This window comes from Rhizobium leguminosarum (assembly GCF_019798305.1).
GTDB classification, from domain to species: domain Bacteria; phylum Pseudomonadota; class Alphaproteobacteria; order Rhizobiales; family Rhizobiaceae; genus Rhizobium; species Rhizobium leguminosarum_U.
In genome coordinates, this window is the sequence record NZ_JAAXDD010000009.1 from 142,301 (window position 1) to 168,000 (window position 25,700).

The following is a 25,700-nucleotide window of genomic DNA, read 5'->3' on the forward strand; positions in this document are numbered from 1 at the left end:
CTGCACCGAGGTGACATAAGCGAGAATGCCCGTGAAGAAAGCCCATCCAGAGGCCGGTGATCCGCATGGCGATGCCGCAGCGGTTGAGGCAGGCATCGGCAATGGGGCAGCCGACGATCCCGACCTGGCCGAGCGGGAGAGCCGCTGGAATTATGCGCTTGTCGGCTCGGGCCTTGGCGTATGGGATCATAATTACCGTCTCGACCGGAAATATTACTCGCCGACATGGAAAACCATCCGCGGCATGGCGCCCGACGAGGAAGCCGACGGCGATTACGAGGCTTGGCTGCAGCTCGTCCATCCCGACGATCGCGATTTCGTCGTCCATGCGATCGACCAGCAGAACGCCGGCGATCCCGATTACCAGATCTTCGAATATCGCGAGCGTCACAAGGACGGTCACTGGGTCTGGATCGAGTGTCGCGGCGCCTGCGTCGAATGGGACGAGAATGGCGTGCCGACGCGCATCATCGGCACTGATACCGATATCACCGCCCGCAAGCAGGCCGAGGAGACACTGTCGCGTTTGTCGCGCCGGCTCGATCTGGCGCTGGAGATTTCCCGCATCGGCGTCTTCGAAGCCGATATCGAGCATGATACCGTCGAATGGGACGACCGCCTCATCGCCATTTATGGCCTCCAGGGCGCCTCGCGGCAGATCGCCAGCGACGCCTGGGCGAAAAGCCTGCATCCCGATGACCGCGAGCGCGTGCTTGGCTTGTCCGACCGTAGCGTCGAAAGCGGCCGCGATTTCCAGCAGGAATACCGCATCATCCGCGGCGACGGCGTCGAACGTGTCATCCGCGCCCGCTCAGCCTTCTTCATCGACGGCAACGGCCACCGCAAGCTGATTGGCGCCAACTGGGACGTGACCGAGGAAGTCGCGCTCCGCAACGAGCTGCAGCGCGCCAAGGATCTGGCCGAGGCGCGCAACCGCGAGCTCGAGCTCGCCAAGGAGAGCATCGAGCACCTGGCGCTGCACGATTACCTCACCGGCCTGCCGAACCGCCGCTATCTCGACAAGATGCTGGGCGAGCGTTCGGCCGAATGCCGGGCCAAGGGCCTGGCACTGGCGATCCTCCATATCGATCTCGACCGCTTCAAGCAGATCAACGACACGCTCGGCCACCGGGCCGGCGACGCCATGCTGCAGCATGCCGCAAGCGTGCTGAGGAATTCCGTCCGCGCCGCCGATTTTGTCGCCCGCATTGGTGGCGATGAATTCGTCATCCTCTGCGCCGTCGATCCCGCGTCAAAGAAGATCGGCGGCCTTGCCGAACGTGTTATCCGCGAATTGCGCAAACCCGTCAGATATGAGGGGCACGACTGCCGTTTCGGCGCCAGCGTCGGCATCGCCATCGACAGCGGACCGAAGCTCGACGCCAAGCAGATACTGCTCGACGCCGATATCGCCCTCTATCGTGCTAAAGGCCTCGGCCGCAACCGCTTCGAATTCTTCTCGGCCTCGGCCCGCCGCGACATCATCTCCGCCAAGCATCTCGCCGACGAGATCCTGATCGGCCTCGAGCGCAGTGAATTCGTGCCCTTCTATCAGCTGCAGTTCGATGCCCGCACGCTGGATGTCACCGGCGTCGAAACGCTTGCCCGCTGGCAGCACCCGGTGCACGGGCTACTGACGCCTGACCGCTTCCTCGATATCGCCGAGGATCTCGACGTCGTCTCGACCATCGACGCCCTGATCCTGGAGCGCGCCATTGCCGACCGGAAGGCGTGGCTGAAGGACGGGCTACCGATCCCGAAGATATCGGTCAACGTCTCCGCCAGGCGGCTCGCCGATCCCGATCTGGGCAAGAAGCTTCGCGCCCTGAAGATCGAGCCCGGCACATTCTCCTTCGAACTGCTGGAATCGATCTCGCTCGACGATTGCGACGAGGCGGTGGCCGCCAACCTGAAAAAGCTGCGCAAGCTCGGCATCGACATCCAGATCGACGATTTCGGTACTGGCCATGCCTCGATCGTCAGCCTGCTGCGCCTGAGCCCGAAGACGCTGAAGATCGACCGCGAGCTGATCCGCATGCTGCCGCAATCGGCCGAGCAGCGCAAATTGGTCGGCTCGATCATCGATATCGGCCGCTCGCTGAACATCCTCGTCATCGCCGAGGGCGTCGAAACGGCGGATCATATCCGGATTCTCGAAGAACTCGACTGTGACACGCTGCAGGGCTACGCGCTCGCCCGGCCGATGCCGGCGATGCAGATCCCCTCCTTCATCCGCGCCGGAAGCTGGCGCCACGGGCAAACCGCCGCTCGCGCGCTGCAGACGCAGCTTCGCCGCGCGCTGCCAGGCAGAGCCGCCAAATAAAAACCTGCATAAGCGGCCCGCCATTTCGCCTTCATTCCACAGTAGAGGAAAAGGCGCTAAACTCCTCTTGCGAATTCATTCGATTCTCTTGGCGGTATTCCGTAAAATTGGAAACCAAGGCCGCGAAATCCGGAAACAAGGGAAGGAGCGACAGGCGGATTGTGAAACCCTCTCTTTTCCTTTAAGGGGACGCCACGAGATCGATCCACTCGCGCTATCCCAAGAGCGCCAACAATAGAGAATGACCACGATGAACCGTCGCCGCCGTATCTACGAGGGCAAGGCAAAGATTCTGTATGAAGGCCCGGAACCGGGCACTTTGATCCAGTTCTTCAAGGACGATGCCACTGCCTTCAACAAGAAGAAACACGAAGTCATCGATGGCAAGGGCGTCCTCAACAACCGCATCTGCGAATATATCTTCAGCCATCTGAACAAGATTGGCATCCCTACTCATTTTATCCGCCGGCTCAACATGCGCGAGCAGTTGATCAAGGAAGTAGAGATGATCCCGCTGGAGATCGTCGTGCGCAATGTTGCGGCCGGTTCTCTCGCCAAGCGCCTCGGCATCGACGAAGGCGTCGTGCTGCCGCGCTCGATCATCGAATTCTATTACAAGTCCGACGCGCTCGACGATCCGATGGTCTCCGAAGAGCACATCACCGCCTTCGGCTGGGCAAACCCCGCCGAGCTCGATGACATCATGGCGCTTGCCATCCGCGTCAACGACTTCATGACCGGCCTCTTCCTCGGCGTCGGCATCCAGCTCGTCGATTTCAAGATCGAATGCGGCCGCCTCTTCGAAGGCGATATGATGCGCATCATCCTCGCCGACGAAATCTCGCCGGACAGCTGCCGGCTGTGGGATATCGAAACCCACGAGAAAATGGACAAGGACCGCTTCCGCCGCGACCTCGGCGGGCTGCTCGAAGCCTATTCCGAAGTTGCGCGCCGTCTCGGCATCATCAATGAAAACGAGCCCGTGCGCGGCACCGGCCCGGTTCTCGTCAAGTAAGGCAGGAAAGACAAAGTGATCAAGGCTCGTGTCACCGTCACGCTGAAAAACGGCGTTCTCGATCCGCAGGGCAAGGCTATCGAGGGTGCGCTTGGCGCCCTCGGCTTCTCGGGCGTCGGCCATGTAAGACAGGGCAAGGTCTTCGACCTCGAGCTGGAAGGCGCCGACAAGGGCGAGGCCGAGGCCGACCTCAAGGCCATGTGCGAAAAACTGCTCGCCAACACGGTGATCGAGAATTACGCAATCGCGATCGACTGATGATCACAGACCCGTCGTCCGGCGGACTTTGAGGATTTGGCGTCTTGATGAAAGCAAAGCTGGAGACGGAAGTCTCGAAATATATGAGCTATGTTTTGCGTCATGCGCCTGATGCCGCGGGTTTGACGCTTGATAGCGAGGGTTGGGTGTCGTTCGAAGAGGTCGAAAAGGTGTTGGCGTCGAAATACGACGTTTCCCGCGCCGACATTATCGAAATTGTCGACAACAATCCAAAGAAGCGCTTCACGCTCGCCGATGGCAGAATTCGCGCAAACCAAGGTCATAGCGTCGATGTCGATCTCGCATTGAACCAGGTTGAACCGCCCGCCGCTCTTTTTCACGGCACGTCGCTGACGAACTGGCACTCGATCGAGCGCGAAGGCTTGAAGAAGATGCAGCGGCACCACGTTCATCTGTCGGCGGATGTCGAAACGGCGAAAATTGTTGCAGCCCGCCGCAAGGTTGAAGATATCATCCTGCGTGTGGACGCCGCCCGCATGTTTTCAGAGGGTCATTCTTTCTTTGTCTCCGACAATAGAGTATGGCTCGCCGAAAGTGTTCCAGTTCAATATCTTTCGCTAGATGCAGGGACCCCATGAAATCAGCCGTCGTTCAACTTCCGGGCCTCAACCGTGACCGCGACATGATCGCCGCCCTGACCAAGATCTCCGGCAAGCCGCCGGTGACGATCTGGCAGACGGAAACCGAGATCCCCGATGTCGATCTGATCGTCATTCCCGGCGGCTTCTCTTATGGCGATTACCTACGTTGCGGCGCGATCGCCGCCCGCATGCCGGTCATGCAGGCGATCATCGACAAGGCTGCAAAGGGCGTGAAGGTGCTCGGCGTCTGCAACGGCTTCCAGATCCTCGTCGAGGCCGGCCTGCTGCCCGGCGCGCTGATGCGCAATGCCTCGCTGAAATTCGTCTGCCGTGAGATCAAGCTCGAAGTCGTCAACGCCGAGACGGACTTCACCCGCGCCTACGCGCAGGGCCAGGTCATCCGCTGCCCGGTTGCCCATCACGACGGCAATTATTTCGCCGACGAAGCGACGCTGTCCGCGATCGAAGGCAATGGCCAAGTGGTGTTCCGTTATGCCGAGGGCACCAATCCGAACGGCTCGATCAACGACATCGCCGCGGTCATGAATGAAAAGGGCAACGTGCTCGGCATGATGCCGCATCCCGAGAACCTGATCGAAGCTGCCCATGGCGGCTCGGACGGTCGTGGCCTCTTTGCCTCGGCGCTCGACGTCATCGCCGCCTGAGCCTCGGCATACGAAAATCCTTCTGTTCGGATCTGGAGCAATCGATGCGCCCTCGCCTCTCCGTCGCAAACGCCGCCCTGTTGACCGCTGTCGCAGCCATGGTCGCAGCCTGCCAGACGCCGGCGCCGACAGGCCCGAACCGCGCCGCGCTGCCGACCATGGAACGCGTGGCGCTCGCTGCCAACGCCTGCTGGTTCAAATCGGGCGATCCGGCCTTTGCAGCCTATAAGCTTGCGCCGGAACTCAATTCCTTCTCCGGCCGGCCGCGCATTCTGCTTGTCCACAAGGGCAGCCCGGAAAGCCGGCCGTTGCTCGTCGTTCAGGCGGAAGGAAGCCCATCGCGCCTGCAGGCCTTCGGTCCGATGATGTCGGAACCGGTCGCCGGCCGCATCACCACCGACGTCAACCGCTGGTCAGGTGGCAACAAGGCCTGCAACTGACCGACCCGGTCAGTTCCGAATCACGTTTCAGTCCCAAAAGAACGACTTGCCGACTTCGCGCGCCGCATCTGACTGCGACACCCCGATATCCTTGAGTTCGGTCGCCGTCAGCCCTCTCAGCGCGCGCCGGCCTTCCCGCTTCTGATGCCAGAGAAGAACTGCGGCCCAGATCCGGTCCAGGCGCGTCGTCGCCTCGGCAGGCGCGTCCGGGAGGACGAACTGCCTCCTGTCCTCATAAGTGACAATCGGTACAATTGGCATTTTGATCTCAGGCAGGGCAGACATTCCATGAATCCTCTCGGTTCGTCCGTTGGATTGTCTCTTACTCTTGACGGGTACAATGTGCCAATATATACAATTGTCACCATGACAAATTGGCTTCCCGATATTTCCCGCGGTTCCGGTCCGGTCTATCTCCGGCTTGCCGACAGCATCGAATCCGCCATATCAAGCGGCGCCCTGCCCGCCGGCAGCAAATTGCCGCCGCAGCGCAATCTCGCCTACGACATCGGCGTGACGATCGGCACGATCGGCCGTGCCTATGCGCTGGTACATGAGCGCGGCCTGGTCGCCGGCGAAGTGGGGCGGGGCACCTATGTGCTGAACCGCTCCGAGACGCCGCCCGGAGAACAATTCGATCCGCTGACCGTCTCGCTCGGCGGCACCCGCATCCAGGATGCGCCTGGGAACAAGATCCGCTTCGACACGACAGCCGCCCCCGATCTTGGCCAGGGAAAGGTCATAGCAGGCATCCTTGCCGAGATCGGCGAGCAGCATCTCTCGGAGATCTCCTCCTATTCCCGTAGTTTCCCGCGCAACTGGTTCGAGGCTGGCCGCCTGTGGCTTGCCCGCAGCGGCTGGACGCCGGACACTGAAAACATCGTGCCGACGCTCGGCGCCCATGCAGCGGCGATATCAGTCGTCGCCGCCGTCTCGGCGCCAGGCGACAAGATCGTCTTCGAGGATCTCACCTATACCCAGGTCAGCCGTAGCGCCCGCCTCCTCGGCCGCCGCACGCTCACGGTAGATTCCGATGAGCTCGGCGTGATCCCCGAGGATTTCGAGCGGCTTTGCCAGCAGCAGCATCCGAAGATTGCCTTCCTGATGCCGACCGTCCACAATCCGACGCTGGCGATCATGTCCTACGAGCGGCGCGCAGCCATCGCCGCAATCGCCAGGAAACACAGTGTCTGGCTGATCGAGGACGACCTCTACGGCGGCATGGCCGACGACGACACGCCGCTGCTCGCCTCGATTGCGCCCGATCGCACCTTCCTCGTCAACGGCCTGTCGAAAGCGGTCGCCGCCGGCGTGCGCGGCGGCTGGGTCGCCTGCCCGCCGCATTTTGCCCAGCGCATCAAAGTGACGCACAGGATGATCACCGGCGGCCTGCCCTTCATCCTGGCGGAGACCTGTGCGCGCCTTGTTGAAAGCGGCATGGCGCACGAGATCCGCAAGGCAAGTGTCGAGGAACTCTCCCGGCGCGTCCGGCTCGCCCGCGAACAGTTGCAGGGCTTCGATTTCGAATCGCACCCGCACGCGCCCTTCCTCTGGCTGAAACTGCCGGAGCCCTGGATGTCGGGCACCTTCAAGAATGCCGCCTTCCGCGACGGCGTGCTTGTCGACGACGAGGACGAGTTCAAGGCGGCGCGCGGAGAGAGACCCTATCATCGCGTTCGCGTCGGTTTTTCCTCGCCGAAAACAGGGCAGGAACTGATCTCGGGCCTGATGATCCTGCGCCGGCTGCTGGAAAATGGCGGCTCGGCCTATGACGGCGAAATATGACCTGTTGCAAATACACGTCATAAGTCGAAAAAACACCAAACCCTGTGCCTGAATACTTCGCGAATCGTACCTTCATGCTAGCTCTTTGTCATTCCGCCGGGTGAACGGAATCATAAGGACAGCAGATGAGGATCGACTTCAAAAAGGTCGTTCTGCGATTGTTTGTTATAGCGTCAGTGGCAGTGATGGCAGGCTCGGCAAATGCCAGCGAACAGATATTCGATGAATTGCGTTTCGGCGCTTCGGCCTCGGTACAATCGGGCCATTCCAGGGAAGACGGTATCTTTCCCGAAATTACCGCTCTCTTCGATCCTTTCGGCTACGACACAGCGGTCGGCTGGCAGCAACAATTGCTGCATCCCCGCGTTCATCTCGGCACCTCGATCGGCACGTCCGGCGAGGCCACCCAGTTCTTCACCGGTTTCACCTGGACGGTCGATTTCAACGAGAAGCTCTTTGCCGAAGCCGGCTTCGGCGGCGTCATCCATACCGGCGATCTCGAGGGCGATGATGACGGCCCGGAACTCGGCTGTCGCGTCCTCTTCCACGAATATCTGGGCGCCGGCTATCGTTTCAACACTCACTGGAATGTCATGGCCCAGTTCGCCCATTCCTCGCATGCCAATCTCTGCGACGGGCCGAACGACGGCATGACGCGCGCCGGCTTGCAGGTCGGCTATAAGTTCTGACAGTCCGTTCGACAATTTCAGCGGGTTGGCCGACGGATGATTGAACTGCTCATTGCGGCCGTCTGATCGACCATCGGCAGGCGGGGAACCGTTCAGTCCCATGTGGGACGAACAAGCTTCAACTCGCCCTGACAAGCCGCCGCGACGCAGTCCGCCAAGCTGCCAAACCGAAGCGCCTTACCCAATCCAGGACCGTAGTGAGCGAATTTCGCGGAATTGGTGATAATTGTATCGACCGATTTTGGGATGACAGGCTCCGCAAGTGTGCACCAGCACGCATCGGTTACGAATTCTACGCCGAAGTCCGCCAATTTGCCGACGAGATTCGCAGCGGAAGCCCTTTCGAACGTCGCACGGTTGCAGGTAACCAGAACCTTGACGTCAGGATGTTTCGCCAGGCCTTCGCAGAGCGCGGCCAGCCGCGCGCATTCGTCGAAAGAAAAATGGGGATTGCCCAGCGCGACGAACTCGATGGCATCCACAGACCCGCCGTTGAGTTTCCTCCAGTCCGCCACGACGTCCTTGGGACAGATTTCGTACCTCGCCTTGATCTTGCTTCCGACAATGCTCTCAAGGCTGTCGGCCTCCGGCGTGACACCGACGATATGGAACATGGGAGAGCCTGATGTCGTCGCAAAACCCGCCCCGAACGCCTTTAGGTCGTCCAGATTCGGCTTCCACGTCTCGAGGCCGATCACGACCGGAATTTCATCTCCGACAAGCTTGCCGATGTGGTAGCCGAGAATGGGGTAGACCATGTCATCCCGCGACACGAAGCCCGACACATTGACCACGAGGCTGGCGCGGCTATTGTCGGCGATATGCGGCCCGGTCAGCGGCGCGCGCCCGGTGAGAGCGATGCACAGATCCAGGTAGTCAGGATACTTGGCAGTGCGAGCACCCAAAACGCTGTTGGCGAATACGACGGCGTTCGACTCCGCCCAGGCGACCTGCTCACCCTGCCTGGGTGCGGACGACAGCTGATAGGGCGCGCAGGTGAACGTCTTTCGTGCTCCCATGGAGGCATAGGCCTCACCCAATTCGGATGCGGGTCCGGCGACGTCGGGAGACACGCCCTGCTCCCGCCAACGCATCTGGTCCACCGATATCGAGTTCAGGGTCGTTGGAACGGCAACCCTACCCTCCCAGTCCCGCATGCGTTTCGCGAATTCCAGGCTGGTCGGCCCGGTGTAGATGCAGCCGTCGATATGGACCTGGGAGATATCGATGAGTTCCGTCGCTCCCTGAATTTCAGCCATGCGCGTCGTGGCCCTCATTGCCACCTGCACGGCCTTGCCCATTTCCCCGTTCAAAGCCGACCGATCCCTCGATGTCAGCGCTATCGAATTTCCATAGGTGCGATCGGCGGCATCGAAACCGGGGGCGGTTTCGATCCGGCTCGCGATGACCTTGTCGCCGATGAGGGTGACTTCAGGGATAGAGTGCAGCTCGGCGAAGTCGTCTTCGGAGAGCTGGACAACGGGGATCGATCGGCCGAACACTTCGTCAGCGACGATCACGCCGAGCGACAGTATTTCCTCCTGGCGCGAGACCACGATGCCGGCGGGAGCGTGCCCGTTCATGATCAGCTCCATGAGCACGCTGCTGCCCGTACACGAGCCGCGTCCGCCGGGGATGGCGAGAATTTTTCCTGTCAGGACCTGTGTCGACAGGGGATGGTGGCGGTCGATGACTTCTCCGGTCCGGAGTCGACGCCGCCCCAGAAGCTGAGCGCCGTGTCGCTGAATACGATCGACCCCGTAGCGAAGCCAGCCACAAGCGCGCGCCCGGCAAATACCTTTTCGTCTGCCTGTTGTTGTATGTCCGGCATTGTATCTCGATACCATCAACCAAGAAGAAAAGTTTCCAGAGGAAACATCATCGGCACAAAAGCTGAGGCCGGAGCCTTGCCCCATTGCTATCGATCGAGAATCAAAAGCAAGTTGTCAAACAGACTCTGAGAAGCGGCCGCCCGTACGGGCCGAAGAAGTCGCCCGCCCTCTGTTGACGGCGGGCATTTTCCTGTCGCGCGCCGTCCCTACATAGGTTAAAGAGCGGAAAACGCGCAACGGCAGGGACTTTCGAGAGCTCATGACCATTCCAAACACCATCCCGATCACGCCGGAACTCATCGCGGGCCATGGCCTGAAGCCCGACGAGTACCAGCGTATTCTGGATCTGATCGGCCGCGAACCGACCTTCACCGAGCTCGGCATCTTCTCGGCCATGTGGAACGAGCACTGCTCCTATAAATCCTCGAAGAAATGGTTGCGCACGCTGCCGACCAAGGGGCCGCGCGTCATCCAGGGCCCGGGCGAAAATGCCGGCGTGGTCGACATCGATGACGGCGATTGCGTCGTCTTCAAGATGGAGAGCCACAACCACCCCTCCTATATCGAGCCTTATCAGGGGGCTGCGACCGGCGTCGGCGGCATCCTGCGCGACGTCTTCACCATGGGCGCGCGCCCGATCGCCGCGATGAACGCGCTGCGCTTCGGGGAGCCGGATCATCCGAAGACCCGCCACCTCGTCTCCGGCGTCGTCTCCGGCGTCGGCGGCTACGGCAATTCCTTCGGCGTCCCGACGGTCGGCGGCGAGGTCGAATTCGACGCTCGCTACAACGGCAACATCCTCGTCAACGCCTTTGCCGCCGGTATTGCGAAGTCCAACGCCATCTTCCTGTCCGAAGCCAAGGGCGTCGGTCTTCCGGTCGTCTATCTCGGCGCCAAGACCGGCCGTGACGGCGTCGGCGGTGCGACGATGGCCTCGGCCGAATTCGACGAATCGATCGACGAGAAGCGCCCGACCGTTCAGGTCGGCGACCCCTTCACCGAGAAGTGCCTGCTGGAAGCCTGCCTCGAGCTGATGCAGACCGGCGCCGTCATCGCCATCCAGGACATGGGTGCGGCCGGCCTCACCTGCTCGGCCGTCGAGATGGGCGCCAAGGGGGATCTCGGCATCCTGCTCGAACTCGACAAGGTGCCGGTCCGCGAAGAGAGGATGACGGCCTATGAGATGATGCTGTCGGAAAGCCAGGAGCGCATGCTCATGGTGCTGCAGCCGGAGAAGGAAGAGGAAGCCAAGGCGATCTTCGTCAAGTGGGGCCTCGATTTTGCCATCGTCGGCTGGACGACCGACGATCTGCGCTTCCGCGTCATGCACCAGGGCGAGGAAGTCGCCAACCTGCCGATCAAGGATCTGGGCGATCAGGCCCCCGAATATGATCGCCCCTGGCGCGAACCCGGCAAGCATGCCCCCCTGCCCGCCAATCTTGTCGCCGCACCCGAGGATTACGGCCAGGCGCTGCTGCAACTCGTCGGCTCCGCCAACCAGTCGAGCCGCCGCTGGGTCTATGAGCAATACGACACGCTGATCCAGGGCAATTCGCTGCAGCTTCCGGGCGGCGATGCCGGTGTCGTGCGCGTCGACGGCCATCCCTCCAAGGCGCTCGCTTTCTCCTCCGACGTCACCCCGCGTTATGTCGAGGCAGACCCCTTCGAAGGCGGCAAGCAGGCGGTCGCCGAATGCTGGCGCAACATCACCGCGACAGGCGCCGAACCGCTCGCCGCCACCGACAATCTGAACTTCGGCAATCCCGAAAAGCCCGAGATCATGGGCCAGTTCGTCGAGGCGGTGAAGGGCATCGGCGAGGCCTGCCGCGCGCTGGATTTCCCGATCGTGTCAGGCAACGTCTCGCTCTACAACGAGACCAACGGCGTCGCCATTCTGCCGACCCCGACGATCGCAGGTGTTGGCCTGCTGCCGGACTGGCGCAAGATGGCTCGCATCGGCACCGCCAACGACGGCGACAAGGTGATCATGATCGGCGTCGACGGCAGCCATCTCGGCCAGTCCGTCTATCTGCGCGACGTGCTTTCCAGCCGCGAAGGTCCGGCACCGGAGGTGGATCTGTTTGCCGAGCGCCGCAATGGCGATTTCGTTCGCTCCGTCATCCGCAATGGCCAGGCGACCGCTTGCCACGACATCTCCTCGGGCGGCCTTGCCGTGGCGCTCGCCGAAATGGCGATGGCCTCGGGCCAAGGCCTGACGATCGATCTGAGCGAAGGCAAGGGTGCACCACATGCGCTGCTCTTCGGTGAGGATCAGGCGCGCTACGTCCTCACCTTGCCTGCCGATGTCGCCGATTTCGTCTGCATCAATGCGGAAGGTGGCGGCGTTCCTTTCCGCCGTCTGGGCACGGTCGGAGGAACGGCGCTCGTCGTCGGCGATCTCATCTCGCTGCCGATTCAACAATTGCGCGATGCCCATGAATCGTGGTTCCCTGATTTCATGGAAGGCCGCGGCGAACTTGCCGCTGCGGAATGATGCGCAAGGAGTAACGATCATGGCCATGAAACCCGGCGATATCGAAGACATGATCAAGGCTGGGATTCCCGGTGCCAAGGTGACGATCCGCGATCTGGCGGGCGACGGCGATCACTACGCCGCCGAAGTCGTGGCCGAAGCCTTTCGCGGCAAGAGCCGCGTGCAGCAGCACCAGATGGTCTACGAGGCGCTGAAGGGCAATATGGGCGGCGTACTGCACGCTCTGGCCCTGCAGACTTCGGCGCCGGAATAGAGCCCGACGCAAATCTGGATGACGATGCCCGGCCCTCAGCCGGGCATTCTCTTTTCATCGGGATCGGCAAAGACCAAGGCCGGCATTGGCCCGGATGTCAAAAGCGTAAAGTCGAAGGGCGCCTGCAGATCAGGCCCAAGCACATATTGACGGTGGACACGAAGCTGGTCCGTGCGGATCTTGCGATAGTGCTCGCGCGTCAGCATCTGCTTGACGCGGATCAGGATCATCTTCGCCTGGGGCGCATCCGCATGGCCGGAGACGGCGACGACAGGCACTTTGTAGAAATTGATCGAATCCGTCAGGCACTGCACGTCGAGCCAGGAAATCTCGGGACAGCGGGCGATCAGCCCGACGCGGGCGCGAAGCAGTGTCGCCGATGACATGAGCGCACATTGCAGGATGGCGCTGCCGAGGGTGGCAAACACCACGTGCTTGCCTTTGAATATCTCCGGCTCTCTTTCCAGCAATATGCCGATGACATGGGCGGCGACGCTCGATCCCATGCTGTGCGAGGAAATCACATATTCGTCCGCCTCTTCGTCAAGCGCCGTGCGTACGGCGGTGGCCCGATCCTCCAGCCAGCCGTTGAAATCTGTCCGGTCCATGCGGCCGAGCGCCACAGCCATTTCCCAATCGGCAAAGAGATGCAGCGTATGGAAACGCTCGGAAAACGGCAGGAAGGCGAAGACGAAGAAACAAAGCGCCAGCGGTCCGCTCCACAGCATGTGCCAGGGCGAAAAACCGAGAGCATAGGGCAGGATGGCGATCTGCGCCGTCAGCGCGATCGCCAGTGCCGTCAGCACGAACGGGAAGAGGAAGAACAGGCCGAAGCGCCAGGCGTGGCGAAAATATCCCCGCATCCCGCCTTCGAGCATGATCTCGGCGCAGCTTCGGAAGCCCGCAATGATCTGGCTCAGCGTGTTGCCGCTGCGCAACCTGCTTACCAGCGTATCGTGATCGACCATGTGGATCCGGCTCTTCGTCTGCCAGCCAGCGGAACCGGCCCCTGCCTCCGGCGCTGTAGCCTTCTCACCCGTCGTGACCACGAAACTGACGGGGTCGCTCCTCCCGTCCGCTGCCCCTGTCTCAACCGAATAGCCCCAGACGGCGGCACTCTGCCTCGCCGAACGCTCGTAGCGCGCCCTGTGGGCAACGCCGTCAAGCGGCTCGAAGCCCGGGAAATGCAGGACGACCCGCTTCTCGATCAGTTTCATTCCGCTCTTCCGGCCGGGCAGATGGCCGGCATGTTGCTGCGATCCGGCTGCTGTGCCGCTGATATGGGCAAAAAAGCAGCTATGGTCTCGAAGCCGTCTTGCTAACCGAACTCTTCCGGAATTCAATAGCATCCATGTCGATTCCATCACGAACGGAGTGGTTTTGTGGCCGACCTAGTCAAAGAATTTGATATCAGGCGTCGTCGACAGCGTGCTGAAGGAGATCCTGAAGAAAACCACCGGCCGCGCTACGACGAAGCGCAAGAGGCGTAAGACACGCCCGGCCGCGACGACGACAGCTGCGCGCAAGGCGACCTCGGCCAAACCCAAGCCTCTCCGCAAACAAGTCAGCAAGCGCCGCACCGCCGCCGGCCGCAGCCGTCAACGCCGCAGTTGAGGTACAATGAAAATGTGAGCAGTTTTCGGACGAGTTCTGCGGCGCTATTGGGGGCATGAAGCGATGATGCGCATTGTGAAAATTATTCTCGCGGCCGTTGTCGCGATCTGTCTCATCGCCGTTGCCGGCGTATACGCCCTATCGGAGATGCGTCTCTCCAGGACCTATGACGTCGCAGCGGCCGATTTCACCGTAAAGACGACGCTGTCTGCGGAAGAAGCCGAACGCCGCGCCCGCACGCTGATGTGCGGCGGCTGTCATCACGATGCCGGCAACGTGCTCATCGATGAGCCGGGCGTCGGCCGCATCGTCGCGCCGAACCTGACCCGCTTCGTGCCCATATACAGCGATGCTGAACTCGTGCGCCTCATCCGCCACGGCATCAAGAAAGACGGCACCGGTGTCTTCATCATGCCGGCAAGCAACTTCGCCAATATCACCGATGACGACATGGCGGCGATCATTGCCTGGCTGCGCAGTCTGAAGCAGCTTCCCGACGCGGTGGTGGGAACGACACAATGGGGACCGCTCGGGCGAATCGGCCTGGCGCTCGACAAAATCCCCTTCGAAGCCGATCTGGTGCCCGCCGTCATCGCCCCTGCCGCCACGCGTCCGGCCGATATCGGCGAATATGCCTTCAGGACCGACTGCAGCCATTGCCACAATCTCGATACGGCAAAGCAGTCGGAAGCCTTCCTGGCACCGGCGCTTAAGCCCCTGGCACAATCCTATTCGGCTGCCGATTTCAAGACGCTGCTGCGCAGCGGCAAGGGTGTCGGCGGCCGCGATCTCGGCGTGATGACGCAGGTTTCACAATGGGATTTCAGCCACTTCACCGATACTGAAATCGAGCAGATTCAGATCTATCTGGCCCACCGACCGTAACGCGACGGCAACAACCCGGCAACGGCCTGCCCGAATTGGTCTTTTTTTGGTTCGGGCGGCTGGAATTCCTGCTGTCGCATGCTATCTAAAGGCAACGATTGAAACGGCGGGCCTTTAACCCGCCTGTTGAAAGGATTAGGTCCCATGAGCGGTATTCACGAATTCATCGACAACGAAATCAAGAGCAACGACGTCGTCCTCTTCATGAAGGGCACGCCGCAGTTTCCGCAGTGCGGTTTCTCCGGCCAGGTCGTACAGATTCTCGATTACATCGGCGTCGACTACAAGAGCGTCAACGTGCTCGCCGATTCGGAAATCCGCCAGGGCATCAAGGAATACTCCAGCTGGCCGACAATCCCGCAGCTTTACATAAAGGGCGAGTTCGTCGGCGGCTGCGACATCGTCCGGGAAATGTTCCAGGCTGGCGAACTGCAGCAGCACCTCCAGGAAAACGGCATCGCGGTGCGCGCCGCCTCCTGACCGGTCACCGGGCGTCCGCCCGGTTTCCAAATCTGTATCTTGAGTCCGAGGCGCTGCGGCAAGCAGCGCCTTAGCCTGTTTATGGGAATTTCATTGTGACAGATTCATCACAAGCCGTGTCCGCGGGCCGCCTGCCCATGGGCAAGCGAGAATTTATCGCGCTCGCCGCCTTCCTGATGGCCGTCAACTCTCTGGCGATCGACATCATGCTGCCAGCCTTGCAGCAGATCGGCGCCAGCCTCGGCGTCGAGAGCGAAAATCACCGGCAATTCGTCGTCTCCACCTATCTGCTCGGCTTCGGCTGTGCCCAGCTGTTCTACGGGCCGCTCTCTGACCGTTTCGGTCGCCGCACGCCGCTTTTGATCGGTCTCGTCATCTATATCCTGTCCGCTATCAGTATCGTCTTCGTGCCGTCCTTTGCAGGGTTGCTCGCCCTGCGCTTCGTGCAGGGCGTCGGTTCGGCCGCAACCCGCGTCATCACCGTCTCAATCGTTCGCGATATCTATGGCGGCCGGCAGATGGCCGAAGTCATGTCGCTGATCATGATGGTCTTCATGATCGTACCGGTCATTGCGCCCGGCACCGGCCAGATCGTCATGTTCTTCGGCAACTGGCACCTGATCTTCCTCTTCATCGCCACCATGGCGACTGGTATTGCCGTCTGGGCCTATCTCCGCCTGCCGGAAACATTGCATCCCGCCAATGTCCGTCCCTTCACCTCCCGCTCCATCTTCGGCGCCTTTAAGCTGGTGCTGACCAATCGCGTCGCGCTCTGCTACACCATCGCCAGCACCTTCATCTTTGGCGCGCTGTTCGGCTTCATCAATTCGGCCCAGCAGGTCTATGTCGGCATTTACGATCTAGGCGTCTATTTCCCCTTCGCCTTCGCCGGCGTGGCGATCTTCATGTCGCTGTCGTCCTTCTTCAATTCGCGCTTTGTCGGCAAGCTCGGCATGCGCCGCCTGTCGCACGGCTCGCTGCTCGGCTTTATCGCCATCAACGCCATCTGGCTGATCGTCCAGATAGCCAGCACCGAGCCGATGCCCTTCGCGCTGTTCATCTCGTTCTTCGGCCTTGCCATGTTCCAGTTCGGCTGGATCGGCTCAAACTTCAATTCGCTCGCCATGGAGCCGCTCGGCCACGTCGCCGGCACCGCCTCCTCGGTCCTCGGCTTCATGAGCACGGTCGGCGGCGCCCTCATCGGCGCCGGCATCGGCCAGGCCTTCGACGGCACCGCGCTGCCGATGGTCGCGGGTTATTTCTTTGTGTCGATCATTGGCCTTGTCTTTGTGCTGATCGCCGAGAAGGGCCGCCTCTTCCAACAGCAGAACCCGGCCGTCTGAACGGCCGGCCTCCCTCGCATCCGGGATCTCAATAACATGACGTCGCCGCATAAACCGCACCAGGAAAACCAGGGCTCCCGCCGCATCGGCATGGGCTTTGGCGAATTCGTCGTCACCATCGCCATCATGACCGCCAGCGTCGCCATGGCAATCGACAGCATGCTGCCGGCTTTGCCCAATATCGGCCATTCTCTCGGCGTCACCAATACCAACGACGGGCAGCTGATCATCGGCGTGTTCTTTTTGGGATTCGGCGTCTCGCAGATCTTCTTCGGCAGCCTTTCGGATACCTTCGGCCGCCGCAACATCCTGCTCGGCGGCCTCGCCTGCTATGTTGTCGGAATGTTTGCCGCCGCAGCAACCGGCAGCTTTGAAATGCTGCTCGTCATGCGCTTCGTTCAGGGTGTGGGCGGTGCTGCTGTGCGCATAACGACCATGGCCATGGTTCGCGACTGCTTCGGTGGCCGCGAAATGGCCCGCGTCATGTCCTATGTGATGATCGTCTTCATGATCGTGCCGATCGTTGCCCCCTCCGTCGGCCAACTCATCATCCTTTATGCCAACTGGCACTGGATCTTCATCCTGCTCGGCATCATCGCCACTATCCTGTTCGTCTGGGCTCTCCTGCGGCTGAAGGAATCGCTGCCGCCGGAAGAACGGCTGCCGCTGTCGGTCGGCTCTGTCGTCGATGGCTTCAAGACCGTGCTCACCAACCGGATCACCTGCGGCTATATGATCGGCCTCACCATGTTCACCGGCGTCATCAGCGCTTATGTGATCTCGGTGCAACAGGTGTTCGGCGAGGTCTACGGCCTTGGCGACTGGCTGCCGATCGCCTTTGCGGCCACCGCCGGCGGCATCGCCGTCGCCAATTTCGCCAACGGCTTCTTCGTGCGCAAATTTGGCATGCGCCGCATCTCGCACGCTGCCCTGCTGATCTTCACGGCGCTGTCGGCCATCGGCTTTTTCCTCGCACTGGTCGGCAAGCCGGATTTCGCCGTCGCCTACGGCATCTTCTCCATCGTGTTGATGATGTTTGCCGTGATCGCCACCAATTTCACCGCGATCAGCCTCGAGCCGATGGGCAATCTCGCCGGTACGGCGACCGCCATCACCGGCTTCGTCTCGACGACGGCCGGCGCTATTCTCGGTGGCCTGGTCGGCCAGATGTTCAACGGCACAGTGCAGCCGCTCTTCGGCGGCTTCGCGTTTTTCGGCGCGGTGACGATCGCAGCCACCCTCTGGGCGGAAAATGGCAAGCTGTTCACCCACCCCGGCGACAGTCCACAACTCGATCCGGGTGCTGCCCATTTCTGAAATGGAAATCTGTCCGACCGACTGGTCTCCGGCGGCATTGCATTAAGTGGCACTCTGCCGTTTCTGAATCTGGAAGCCCCTGGACGAAGGAGCCTGATTTTGGATGCAGAATATCAACGTCTCCCTCCGCCATTGCAGGGCGAGATAATTCAAGTCAAACCGGATGCCAGCACAGGCATGGTGGTGCTCGGCGGCTCCAGTGGCCGGGTCGATGTGGCCCGCGCCAGGTTGTTTGCAAGCCAGGGGGCAACGGTCATAGCGCTTCGCTGGTTCGGCGGCGAAGGCCAGGTGCCAGGCATTTGCGAGGTGCCGCTGGAAACCTTTTTCGCTGCCACTGATTACTTGATCGAACTCGGTTGTAAACGCATCGTCCTGGTGGGGACATCGAAAGGCGCCGAAGCTGCGCTGCTCACGGCGGTATACGATCCGCGCATCAGCGCGGTCGTGGCAATAAGCCCTTCTTCAGTCGTCTGGGGAAATATTGGTCCCGGTCTTGATGGCATCAGCTGGCCCGAGCGCTCGTCGTGGACATTGCGAGGTACACCGCTTCCTTTTGTTTCGTCAGATCCAGAATGGGCGCGGGAATACAGAGACGGCTTGGTCGCCTATAGGGATCTGTTCGAAAGATGTCTCGATATGCACGAGTCTGAGATCGACGCAGCGGCTATCCCTTTGGAGAAAACGAATGCCGAAATTCTGCTCGTAGCGGGATGCGATGACGCGCTCTGGCCATCAGACAAATTTGCCGTGTCGCTTGTTCGAAGGCGCGCAGCTTCCGGCTTACTCACCCAGCTTGTCTTGGGAGAAGATGCGGGCCATCGCATTCTGCTGCCGGGCGAAACGACTCCCCGATCATCTGTGCGCGCTCATGGTGGAAGTGACGAGGCCGACGCTCAATTGGGACGACTCGCGTGGGAACATATTCTTCAGATGCTATAGCGTGAGCGCTGCAGTGATTTGATCGATAGTTCAATCCACGGCAGTGCGCGGAAAGGCACCCTCGATGGACGACCGAATTCTGATCAGGCCTTACGCACCACTCGACGTGGACGCGACGATTGAAATTTTTCTGCGCGCCATTCGAGAGGTCGCGTCGAAAGACTACTCACCCGCTGAAATACAGGCTTGGGCAAAGGTGGAAGATCGCGAACTATGGGCAGAGCGAAGGATAAGCAGGCCTGCCTGGATCGCAGAATTTGACGGAGAGCCTGTCGGGTTTTCCGACCTGACCGGCGACGGATGCCTGGACATGATGTTTGTGCACCCCGAATTCCAGGGCCTTGGAGTCGCAAGTCGGCTATTGAGCAGGGTCGAAGACGAAGCCCTGAAACTGGAGGTTAGCCGAATCTATACCGAAGCCAGCAGAACGGCCCGACCGTTTTTTGAGCGCAAAGGCTTCCGCGTCATAACGAAACAAATCGTCGAGAAGCGTGGGCAAGGCCTGGAAAACTTTCTCATGGAAAAGCTCTACCAGTAACATGCGGCAGGTCGAGCCGTTGTTCAGACCGTGAACACCGCACGCCGCAGCACCTCCCAGGAGGCCTTGTCGGGGGTAATCAGCAGCCCGCCATCGAGATGATGCGGCAGGTAGGGCGAACCGTCGAAACGCGCCGCATAGGCGCCGGCCTCCTGCGAGATCAGCGTGCCGGCAAGATGATCCCAGGGCATCAGCTTGTTGTACATGAGGTAATGCACATGGCCGCCGGCAAAAGTGCGGTATTCGTGGGCGGCACAGCGATAATTGGTGAGGAAGCGCACCTTGGCGAGATTGGCGAGCACTTCGGCGCGCTTTTCCTTCGGCAAGTAGCCGGTCGAGGCCATGCCGACCATGTGCTCCAGTTCGACCGGAGCTGCGACCGAGAGCCGCTCGGCGCCGCCGTCCGGCCGCCGCAGCCAGGCACCGCCGCCCTTTTCCGCCATCACCCAGTCGTCGCCCATTGGATCGTAGATGATACCGGCAATCGTCTCGCCGCCGGAGATAACGGACGCCATGACGCCGAAGGCCGGGATGCCGGCGGCGAAATTGAAGGTGCCGTCGACCGGATCGACGACGATCGCGAGATCGGCATGCTCGAGGCTGCCGAGCAAATCCGGATCGGCCGCGACCGATTCCTCGCCGAGGAACAGTGCGCTCGGCCAGAGTTGCGCAGCTTCCGCCTTGATCATCCGCTCGGCCTGCTCATCGGCCTCGGTGACGAGATCGGTGGCCTCGCTCTTGGCGCGCACGTCGTCCTGACCAAGCCGGCGAAAGCGCGGCAGGATCTCCGCCTTCGCCGCGCGGCGCAGCAGATCCGCAAGTACGGTCGCATCGACAGTCGAAGTCATGTCAAATCCCCAGGCTTAGGTCTCTCAGGAGAAGCTTGAATCAGATGCCGACGATCTCGCGCCGGATGAGTTGCCAGCTCTCCCGGTCGGGCGCGGAGATGATGCCGCCCGTCGTCTCACCGGGGCGATAGGGCGTGCCGTCGAATTTCGCCGTATGGCCGCCGGCCTCCTGATGCGCCAGCACGCCGGCCAGGTGGTCCCAGGGCATCAGCTTCGCATGGCCGATGAAATGCATCTTGCCGGAGGCAACCATCCAGTATTCGTAGGCCGAGCAGTTGAAGGCGAAGGTCATCCGGATCTTCGCCATGTTGGCGCAGATGCGCGCGCGATCCGGTTCGTCCATGTGGCTCCATGACAGGCCGCCGACCATCTGGTTCAGGCTAGCAGGCTCGGCGACCTTCAACTTTGTCGACTGCCCGTCCCGACGTGTCAGAAAGGCGCCTGCCCCCCTGATCGCGGTCACTGTGTCGCCGAGAACGGGATCGTGAATAATGCCGGCGACCGTCTCGCCCCTGACGGTCATCGCCAACATGGTCCCGAAGACAGGAAGCCCGGCGGCGAAATTGAACGTCCCGTCGACAGGGTCGATGACGAAGGCGAGCTCGGCATCGGCAAGTGCTGGCACGACGGACCGGTCGGCGTCATAAGCCTCCTCGCCGACGACGAGTGCTGCGGGAAAGCGCTCTCTCAGCGCCACGGTGATCCGGTGTTCGGCAAGCAGGTCAGCCTGCGTCACCAGATCGATTGCCGAAGTCTTTTCCGAAACATCGGCAGCGTCGAGATTACGGAAGCGCGGCATGATTTCGGCGCGCGCCGCCTCCCTGACGCAATCGCCGAGAAAGAGAATATCCTGATCTGAAATAGTCATGCGAAATCCTGTCCTTGATGCAATGGCCAGCCTGCTTACAGCGCCGCGCGTCTTTTTAGACGCGCAAAGGACGCTGTAACATTTAAATTGCTGCATAATTTTATCCTTAGATCGATTCCGATTTAAGGAATTATGCAGTAGCCGCCCATTCATGAAGGTTCGGTGACACCAAGGGTGGAAAAGTCGAAGAGTTTCGGATCGAGCAGATGCGACGGGTTCACATGCGAAAGCGCCCGCAGCATCGTATCCTTGCGGCCCGGCATCCGCCGCTCGATATCGGCGAGCATGTCCTTCATCGCATTGCGCTGCAGCCCGTCCTGCGAGCCGCAGAGATCGCAGGGGATGATCGGAAACTGCATGGCGGCGGCGAATTTCGAGAGGTCGTCCTCCGCGGCATAGGCAAGCGGCCGGAGCACCATCAGATCGCCCTCGTCGTTCAGAAGCTTTGCCGGCATCGAGGCGAGCCGGCCGCCATGGAAGAAATTCATGAAGAAGGTTTCGAGAATGTCCTCGCGATGATGACCGAGCACCAGCGCATCGCAACCCTCTTCCCGCGCGACGCGGTAGAGATTGCCGCGCCGCAGCCGCGAACAGAGCGAACAATAGGTGGCGCCTTCAGGCACTTTCTCCTTCACGATCGAATAGGTATCGCGATATTCTATCCGGTGGCGGACGCCGACCTTCGTAAGATAAGCCGGCAGCACGTGCTTCGGAAAATTCGGCTGTCCCTGATCGAGATTGCAGGCGATGAGTTCGACCGGCAGCAGGCCGCGCCATTTGAGATCGAGCAGCAGCGCCAGCAGCCCGTAGGAATCCTTGCCGCCCGAAAGGCCGACCAGCCAGCGCTTCTGGCCCTTCAGCATGTCGAAATCGTCGAAAGCCTGGCGCACCTGCCGGAGCAGGCGTTTGCGCAGCTTGTTGAAGGAGACCGAGCGCGGTGCATCGGCAAACAGCGCATGGCCGCCGGTGTCGGCTTCGCCGGTTTCCAAATCATCGGCGATGTTGGCTGCGATATTCATTGCTTCGTCCTACGGAAATTCCACATTTGCTCTAGCAGAAACCCATCTGGCAACACAGCGTCAATCGCCGAAAACCGACCAGCCGGTGCGCGCTGCGAGCATTTCCAATGCCGCAGCGCCGAGCTGTGAATTGCCGACCTTGTTCAGCCCCGGCGACCACACCGCGATCGAGGCGATGCCGGGCGCCACCGCGAAGATGCCGCCGCCGACGCCGCTCTTGCCGGGCAGGCCGACATGATAGGCGAAGTCGCCCGAGCCGTCGTAATGGCCGCAGGTCAGCATCAGCGCATTGATGCGACGCGCCCGCTTCGGCGAGACCACCGAATGGCCGGTCGTCGGATTGCTGCCGCGCGCCGCCAGGAACAGCCCGGCGCGGGCCAGCTGCTCACAGCTCATCGACAAGGCGCATTGATGGAAATAAACGCCGAGCACGTGATCGACGGGATGGTCGAGATTGCGGTAGGCGCGCATGAAGTTGGCAAGCGCGAAATTGCGGTATCCCGTCTGCGTTTCCGAGCGCGCCACCTTGTCGTCGATGGTGATCGACTCGTCATCGGCGAGATAGCGCACGAAACGCAGCAGCTCGCCGATTGCCTCGCGCGGCGCATGGCCGGCCATGACGACGTCGCTGACGGCGATGGCGCCGGCATTGATGAAGGGGTTGCGGGGGATGCCGCTCTCGTGCTCGAGCTGGACGATTGAGTTGAAAGCCGATCCGGAAGGTTCGCGCCCGACGCGCTTCCACAGCCCCTCGCCGACCTTGCCGAGCGCCAGCGTCAGCATGAAGACCTTCGATATGCTCTGGATCGAAAAGGCGATATCGGCATCGCCGACACGATAGACCCTGCCGTCGACGGTGACGATCGCCATGCCGAACTGCTTCGGGTCGACCTTGGCGAGCTCGGGAATATAATCCGCGACCTTGCCCTCGCCGATCCGCGGCTGGATATCGGCGTAGATGCTATCGAGGGTCGCCTGCAAATCTGCCATTGCTTCTCTCCAGGTCGCAAAAAAGCCGCTCGAAAGAGCGGCTTTCCGTATATCGACGCATGCTGTTGTCTCGCAATCGGTTTCGACTGCGAGACGAATGCATTAACGCGAATAGAATTCGACGACCAGGTGCGGTTCCATAACGACCGGGAACGGAACGTCGCTGAGTGTCGGGACGCGGCCGAAGGTTGCGACCATCTTGTGGTGATCGACTTCGATGTAATCGGGAACGTCGCGCTCGGCGAGGCTGACGGCTTCCAGAACGATCACCAGCTGCTTCGACTTTTCGCGAACTTCGATGACGTCGCCGGCCTTGCAGCGGTAGGAACCGATGTTGACGCGTACGCCGTTGACCGAGACGTGGCCATGGTTGACGAACTGACGGGCAGCAAAGACCGTCGGAACGAACTTGGCGCGATAGACGATCGCGTCGAGGCGCGATTCCAAGAGGCCAATCAGGTTTTCAGAGGTGTCGCCCTTGCGGCGGTCGGCTTCGGCGAAGATCGCGCGGAACTGCTTTTCGCGCAGGTCACCGTAGTAGCCCTTGAGCTTCTGCTTGGCGCGCAGCTGCACACCAAAGTCCGAGAGCTTGCCCTTGCGGCGCTGGCCGTGCTGGCCTGGGCCGTATTCGCGGCGGTTCACCGGGGACTTCGGACGGCCCCAGATGTTTTCGCCCATACGGCGGTCAATTTTGTACTTGGACGATTCGCGCTTGCTCATCGTATTTCCTTTCAAAGGTTTAAGACGGTTTGTTGCCAAACCGCACGAAGGAAACACGCCCTCCTCTGATCTCTGCCGAGATCTGACAGGATGTTCCGGTTAGCGAACAGGAACGATCCACGGGACATGTCAAATGAAACACCGGACATTGCTGCCCGGTGCTTGCGGCGGTCTTTAGAGGGCCGTCATGAAAATGTCAACAGCGGCAAACCCTGAAAGCGCCACTATTCCGCCGCCAGCGATTGGTCCCCGCCAGCATCAGGCGCGTTGGCGTCGCCCGGCGCCGTCTGGCAGTCCATATCAGGGAAAGCGACGATACGCTTGCCGGAAAAATCGGCGTGCACGACGATAATACCCTGCTCCTCGAAATAGCCGAGCAGGCGCCGCGCGCGGCGGGCGGAATGGGTGCCGTAGGCGCGGGCTATGCGGGCGTCCGACGGGCACGGTTCGCCGCAGACGGCGGCCTTGGCGAGCATCAGGAAGACGCCCTGAAGGTCGTCGGTGATAGTTGAAGATAGCGACAGCGCCGTCGCCCAGGCATCGGTCGCGGCCGTTGCCGCATCGACGCCGGAGCGCGAGATCGCCACACGCCGGCGGAAATCCTGCAGCGCGATCGGCGGTCCCGGCACGCGGCGCATGCGCAGCCTTACCAGAAAATCCTGGTAGAGCACCGAATCAGTACGGAAGGCGGAGGTAGGATCGTCGAGGATTTCGGCAAGCACGCCGGCCAGGCGCTCCTCCCGCTCCTCGGCGGAGACTTCCACCTGGCTCGCCCTCGCCTCGGCAGGTGCTGCCGATGCCGCCGGCGTCGAGCGCGAGAGTTCGGCTAGAATATCCGTCGTCGGCCGCGGCGCGGGCGGGGCGCGGCGCACCAGCGGGCGCTGGAATTCCTCCGGATCGGGCGTGAAGATCAGATCCTCGACATCCTGAGGCGCATCCGGCAGCGGCATCAGCTTCGGGCTGGAAGAGCGCGCCGAGGTCTCCACCGCGCCGATCTGGATCGGCAGCGGCCGACGCGACAGGGCCGGTCCGAGAGCAACGAAATTGCCGCGCTTCAGGTCGCGGAACATCTCGGCCTGGCGCCGGTCCATGCCGAGCAGGTCAGCAGCGCGCGCCATGTCGATATCGAGAAAGGTGCGGCCCATCAGGAAGTTCGACGCCTCGGCCGCGACGTTTTTGGCAAGCTTGGCAAGCCGCTGCGTTGCAATCACGCCGGCAAGACCGCGTTTACGCCCGCGGCACATCAGGTTGGTCATCGCGCCAAGCGACATCTTGCGCGCATCTTCCGAGACATCGCCGCCGACCGACGGCGCAAACATTTGCGCCTCGTCGACCACGACGAGAACCGGATACCAGTATTCGCGATCGGCGTCGAACATGCCGTTGAGGAAAGCGGCGGCGGCGCGCATCTGGTCTTCGAGATCGAGGCCTTCGAGCGTCAGCACGCAGGAAACGCGATGCTGGCGGATCCGGTTGGCGATGCCCGCCAATTCCGCCTCTGTGCGCTCACCGTCGACGACGACATGGCCGAACCTGTCGCTGAGGGTGACGAAATCACCCTCGGGATCGATGATGACCTGTTGCACCCATTGCGCCGATTGTTCGAGCAGCCGGCGCAGCAGATGCGACTTGCCCGATCCGGAATTGCCCTGCACGAGCAGACGGGTCGCCAGCAGCTCCTCGATATCGAGCGTCGCCGGGCTACCGGACGCCAATCCCATATCGATGCCAACCTGCAATGCATATCCTCGCGGCGAAGAGACTCACATGAACGAACCGCCAT

24 protein-coding genes and 2 pseudogenes are annotated in these 25,700 nt (G+C 61.3%); 17 read left to right on the forward strand and 9 right to left on the reverse strand.

Annotated features, from left to right (window positions below; genetic code table 11):
- Positions 1-25 precede the first annotated feature (25 nt).
- The 6 genes from HFO99_RS17765 to HFO99_RS17790 all read left to right on the forward strand — a co-directional run bounded on the left by HFO99_RS17765 (position 26) and on the right by HFO99_RS17790 (position 5,303).
- Complete coding sequence (locus tag HFO99_RS17765) at positions 26-2,323, forward strand: putative bifunctional diguanylate cyclase/phosphodiesterase (protein WP_222362559.1); 2,298 nt, start codon at positions 26-28, stop codon at positions 2,321-2,323.
- A gap of 250 nt (positions 2,324-2,573) precedes the next feature.
- Complete coding sequence (gene purC / locus HFO99_RS17770) at positions 2,574-3,338, forward strand: phosphoribosylaminoimidazolesuccinocarboxamide synthase (protein WP_003540062.1); 765 nt, start codon at positions 2,574-2,576, stop codon at positions 3,336-3,338.
- Positions 3,339-3,353: 15 nt separating this feature from the next.
- Positions 3,354-3,596: a phosphoribosylformylglycinamidine synthase subunit PurS gene (purS, locus tag HFO99_RS17775; RefSeq protein ID WP_222251459.1), complete on the forward strand. Its 243-nt coding sequence runs from the start codon at positions 3,354-3,356 to the stop codon at positions 3,594-3,596.
- 44 nt (positions 3,597-3,640) lie between these two features.
- Entirely contained in the window at positions 3,641-4,195 is a 555-nt protein-coding gene (locus tag HFO99_RS17780; protein ID WP_222362560.1) for an RNA 2'-phosphotransferase, read from the forward strand.
- Entirely contained in the window at positions 4,192-4,863 is a 672-nt protein-coding gene (purQ, locus tag HFO99_RS17785) for a phosphoribosylformylglycinamidine synthase subunit PurQ (RefSeq protein WP_222251461.1), read from the forward strand. Before HFO99_RS17780 ends, purQ begins: the two co-directional genes overlap by 4 nt.
- A gap of 44 nt (positions 4,864-4,907) precedes the next feature.
- Entirely contained in the window at positions 4,908-5,303 is a 396-nt protein-coding gene (locus HFO99_RS17790) for a hypothetical protein (RefSeq protein WP_222251462.1), read from the forward strand.
- Positions 5,304-5,330: 27 nt separating this feature from the next.
- Here the strand turns inward: HFO99_RS17790 and HFO99_RS17795 are convergent, their stop codons facing one another.
- Complete coding sequence (locus HFO99_RS17795) at positions 5,331-5,588, reverse strand: DUF1127 domain-containing protein (RefSeq protein WP_222362562.1); 258 nt, start codon at positions 5,586-5,588, stop codon at positions 5,331-5,333.
- Between the two features lie 81 nt (positions 5,589-5,669).
- Between HFO99_RS17795 and HFO99_RS17800 the strand changes: the two genes are divergently transcribed.
- Together HFO99_RS17800 and HFO99_RS17805 are read left to right on the forward strand one after the other, a co-directional pair.
- Entirely contained in the window at positions 5,670-7,088 is a 1,419-nt protein-coding gene (locus HFO99_RS17800) for a PLP-dependent aminotransferase family protein (protein ID WP_222362564.1), read from the forward strand.
- A gap of 125 nt (positions 7,089-7,213) precedes the next feature.
- Complete coding sequence (locus HFO99_RS17805; RefSeq protein ID WP_222362566.1) at positions 7,214-7,777, forward strand: acyloxyacyl hydrolase; 564 nt, start codon at positions 7,214-7,216, stop codon at positions 7,775-7,777.
- Between the two features lie 92 nt (positions 7,778-7,869).
- Here the strand turns inward: HFO99_RS17805 and HFO99_RS17810 are convergent.
- Positions 7,870-9,608, reverse strand: a pseudogene (locus HFO99_RS17810) (aconitase X).
- Positions 9,609-9,868: 260 nt separating this feature from the next.
- On the opposite strand from HFO99_RS17810, the gene purL reads away from it, so the two are divergent.
- Together purL and HFO99_RS17820 are read left to right on the forward strand one after the other, a co-directional pair.
- The gene (gene purL / locus HFO99_RS17815; protein WP_222362567.1) at positions 9,869-12,103 is read left to right on the forward strand and encodes a phosphoribosylformylglycinamidine synthase subunit PurL; all 2,235 of its coding nucleotides are present in this window, start codon (positions 9,869-9,871) and stop codon (positions 12,101-12,103) included.
- Between the two features lie 19 nt (positions 12,104-12,122).
- Positions 12,123-12,356, forward strand: coding sequence for a BolA/IbaG family iron-sulfur metabolism protein (locus HFO99_RS17820; RefSeq protein WP_003540079.1), 234 nt, complete (start codon positions 12,123-12,125; stop codon positions 12,354-12,356).
- 35 nt (positions 12,357-12,391) lie between these two features.
- Here HFO99_RS17820 and HFO99_RS17825 read toward each other — a convergent pair whose 3' ends face one another.
- Positions 12,392-13,573, reverse strand: coding sequence for a hypothetical protein (locus tag HFO99_RS17825; RefSeq protein WP_222362569.1), 1,182 nt, complete (start codon positions 13,571-13,573; stop codon positions 12,392-12,394).
- Positions 13,574-13,738: 165 nt separating this feature from the next.
- Between HFO99_RS17825 and HFO99_RS33445 the strand changes: the two are divergent.
- From HFO99_RS33445 to HFO99_RS17855, 7 genes and pseudogenes are all read left to right on the forward strand, one after another.
- Positions 13,739-13,970: pseudogene (locus HFO99_RS33445) on the forward strand (hypothetical protein).
- Between the two features lie 63 nt (positions 13,971-14,033).
- Entirely contained in the window at positions 14,034-14,855 is an 822-nt protein-coding gene (locus HFO99_RS17830) for a c-type cytochrome (protein ID WP_222362571.1), read from the forward strand.
- A gap of 144 nt (positions 14,856-14,999) precedes the next feature.
- On the forward strand, positions 15,000-15,335 hold the full coding sequence (gene grxD, locus HFO99_RS17835) for a Grx4 family monothiol glutaredoxin (protein WP_017964491.1): 336 nt from the start codon (positions 15,000-15,002) through the stop codon (positions 15,333-15,335).
- Positions 15,336-15,472: 137 nt separating this feature from the next.
- On the forward strand, positions 15,473-16,678 hold the full coding sequence (locus HFO99_RS17840) for a multidrug effflux MFS transporter (RefSeq protein WP_222362573.1): 1,206 nt from the start codon (positions 15,473-15,475) through the stop codon (positions 16,676-16,678).
- 36 nt (positions 16,679-16,714) lie between these two features.
- Positions 16,715-17,995: a multidrug effflux MFS transporter gene (locus HFO99_RS17845; protein WP_222362575.1), complete on the forward strand. Its 1,281-nt coding sequence runs from the start codon at positions 16,715-16,717 to the stop codon at positions 17,993-17,995.
- 99 nt (positions 17,996-18,094) lie between these two features.
- On the forward strand, positions 18,095-18,934 hold the full coding sequence (locus HFO99_RS17850) for an alpha/beta hydrolase (protein ID WP_222251471.1): 840 nt from the start codon (positions 18,095-18,097) through the stop codon (positions 18,932-18,934).
- Between the two features lie 64 nt (positions 18,935-18,998).
- Positions 18,999-19,472: a GNAT family N-acetyltransferase gene (locus HFO99_RS17855; RefSeq protein ID WP_222362577.1), complete on the forward strand. Its 474-nt coding sequence runs from the start codon at positions 18,999-19,001 to the stop codon at positions 19,470-19,472.
- A gap of 23 nt (positions 19,473-19,495) precedes the next feature.
- On the opposite strand, the gene HFO99_RS17860 is transcribed toward HFO99_RS17855, so the two are convergent.
- From HFO99_RS17860 to HFO99_RS17885, 6 genes are all read right to left on the reverse strand, one after another.
- Positions 19,496-20,320, reverse strand: coding sequence for an inositol monophosphatase family protein (locus HFO99_RS17860; RefSeq protein ID WP_222362579.1), 825 nt, complete (start codon positions 20,318-20,320; stop codon positions 19,496-19,498).
- A 40-nt stretch (positions 20,321-20,360) separates the two neighbouring features.
- Entirely contained in the window at positions 20,361-21,188 is an 828-nt protein-coding gene (locus HFO99_RS17865; RefSeq protein ID WP_222362581.1) for an inositol monophosphatase family protein, read from the reverse strand.
- A gap of 149 nt (positions 21,189-21,337) precedes the next feature.
- Complete coding sequence (ttcA, locus tag HFO99_RS17870; RefSeq protein WP_222335010.1) at positions 21,338-22,207, reverse strand: tRNA 2-thiocytidine(32) synthetase TtcA; 870 nt, start codon at positions 22,205-22,207, stop codon at positions 21,338-21,340.
- 60 nt (positions 22,208-22,267) lie between these two features.
- The gene (locus HFO99_RS17875) at positions 22,268-23,197 is read right to left on the reverse strand and encodes a glutaminase (RefSeq protein ID WP_130682789.1); all 930 of its coding nucleotides are present in this window, start codon (positions 23,195-23,197) and stop codon (positions 22,268-22,270) included.
- Positions 23,198-23,299: 102 nt separating this feature from the next.
- Complete coding sequence (rpsD, locus tag HFO99_RS17880) at positions 23,300-23,917, reverse strand: 30S ribosomal protein S4 (protein WP_017964499.1); 618 nt, start codon at positions 23,915-23,917, stop codon at positions 23,300-23,302.
- A 224-nt stretch (positions 23,918-24,141) separates the two neighbouring features.
- A complete protein-coding gene (locus HFO99_RS17885; protein ID WP_222251477.1) occupies positions 24,142-25,656 on the reverse strand; it encodes an ATP-binding protein in 1,515 nt (504 codons plus the stop codon).
- Positions 25,657-25,700 lie beyond the last annotated feature (44 nt).

Bases quoted from the DNA above. Each gene is read 5' to 3' on its own strand.
- HFO99_RS17765 (WP_222362559.1), top strand. From the start codon at position 26: ATGCCCGTGAAGAAAGCCCATCCAGAGGCCGGTGATCCGCATGGCGAT.
- purC (WP_003540062.1), top strand. From the start codon at position 2,574: ATGAACCGTCGCCGCCGTATCTACGAGGGCAAGGCAAAGATTCTGTAT.
- purQ (WP_222251461.1), top strand. From the start codon at position 4,192: ATGAAATCAGCCGTCGTTCAACTTCCGGGCCTCAACCGTGACCGCGAC.
- HFO99_RS17790 (WP_222251462.1), top strand. From the start codon at position 4,908: ATGCGCCCTCGCCTCTCCGTCGCAAACGCCGCCCTGTTGACCGCTGTC.
- HFO99_RS17795 (WP_222362562.1), bottom strand. From the start codon at position 5,588: ATGTCTGCCCTGCCTGAGATCAAAATGCCAATTGTACCGATTGTCACT.
- HFO99_RS17800 (WP_222362564.1), top strand. From the start codon at position 5,670: ATGACAAATTGGCTTCCCGATATTTCCCGCGGTTCCGGTCCGGTCTAT.
- HFO99_RS17805 (WP_222362566.1), top strand. From the start codon at position 7,214: ATGAGGATCGACTTCAAAAAGGTCGTTCTGCGATTGTTTGTTATAGCG.
- purL (WP_222362567.1), top strand. From the start codon at position 9,869: ATGACCATTCCAAACACCATCCCGATCACGCCGGAACTCATCGCGGGC.
- HFO99_RS17820 (WP_003540079.1), top strand. From the start codon at position 12,123: ATGGCCATGAAACCCGGCGATATCGAAGACATGATCAAGGCTGGGATT.
- HFO99_RS17825 (WP_222362569.1), bottom strand. From the start codon at position 13,573: ATGAAACTGATCGAGAAGCGGGTCGTCCTGCATTTCCCGGGCTTCGAG.
- HFO99_RS17830 (WP_222362571.1), top strand. From the start codon at position 14,034: ATGATGCGCATTGTGAAAATTATTCTCGCGGCCGTTGTCGCGATCTGT.
- grxD (WP_017964491.1), top strand. From the start codon at position 15,000: ATGAGCGGTATTCACGAATTCATCGACAACGAAATCAAGAGCAACGAC.
- HFO99_RS17840 (WP_222362573.1), top strand. From the start codon at position 15,473: ATGGGCAAGCGAGAATTTATCGCGCTCGCCGCCTTCCTGATGGCCGTC.
- HFO99_RS17845 (WP_222362575.1), top strand. From the start codon at position 16,715: ATGACGTCGCCGCATAAACCGCACCAGGAAAACCAGGGCTCCCGCCGC.
- HFO99_RS17855 (WP_222362577.1), top strand. From the start codon at position 18,999: ATGGACGACCGAATTCTGATCAGGCCTTACGCACCACTCGACGTGGAC.
- HFO99_RS17860 (WP_222362579.1), bottom strand. From the start codon at position 20,320: ATGACTTCGACTGTCGATGCGACCGTACTTGCGGATCTGCTGCGCCGC.
- HFO99_RS17865 (WP_222362581.1), bottom strand. From the start codon at position 21,188: ATGACTATTTCAGATCAGGATATTCTCTTTCTCGGCGATTGCGTCAGG.
- ttcA (WP_222335010.1), bottom strand. From the start codon at position 22,207: ATGAATATCGCAGCCAACATCGCCGATGATTTGGAAACCGGCGAAGCC.
- HFO99_RS17875 (WP_130682789.1), bottom strand. From the start codon at position 23,197: ATGGCAGATTTGCAGGCGACCCTCGATAGCATCTACGCCGATATCCAG.
- rpsD (WP_017964499.1), bottom strand. From the start codon at position 23,917: ATGAGCAAGCGCGAATCGTCCAAGTACAAAATTGACCGCCGTATGGGC.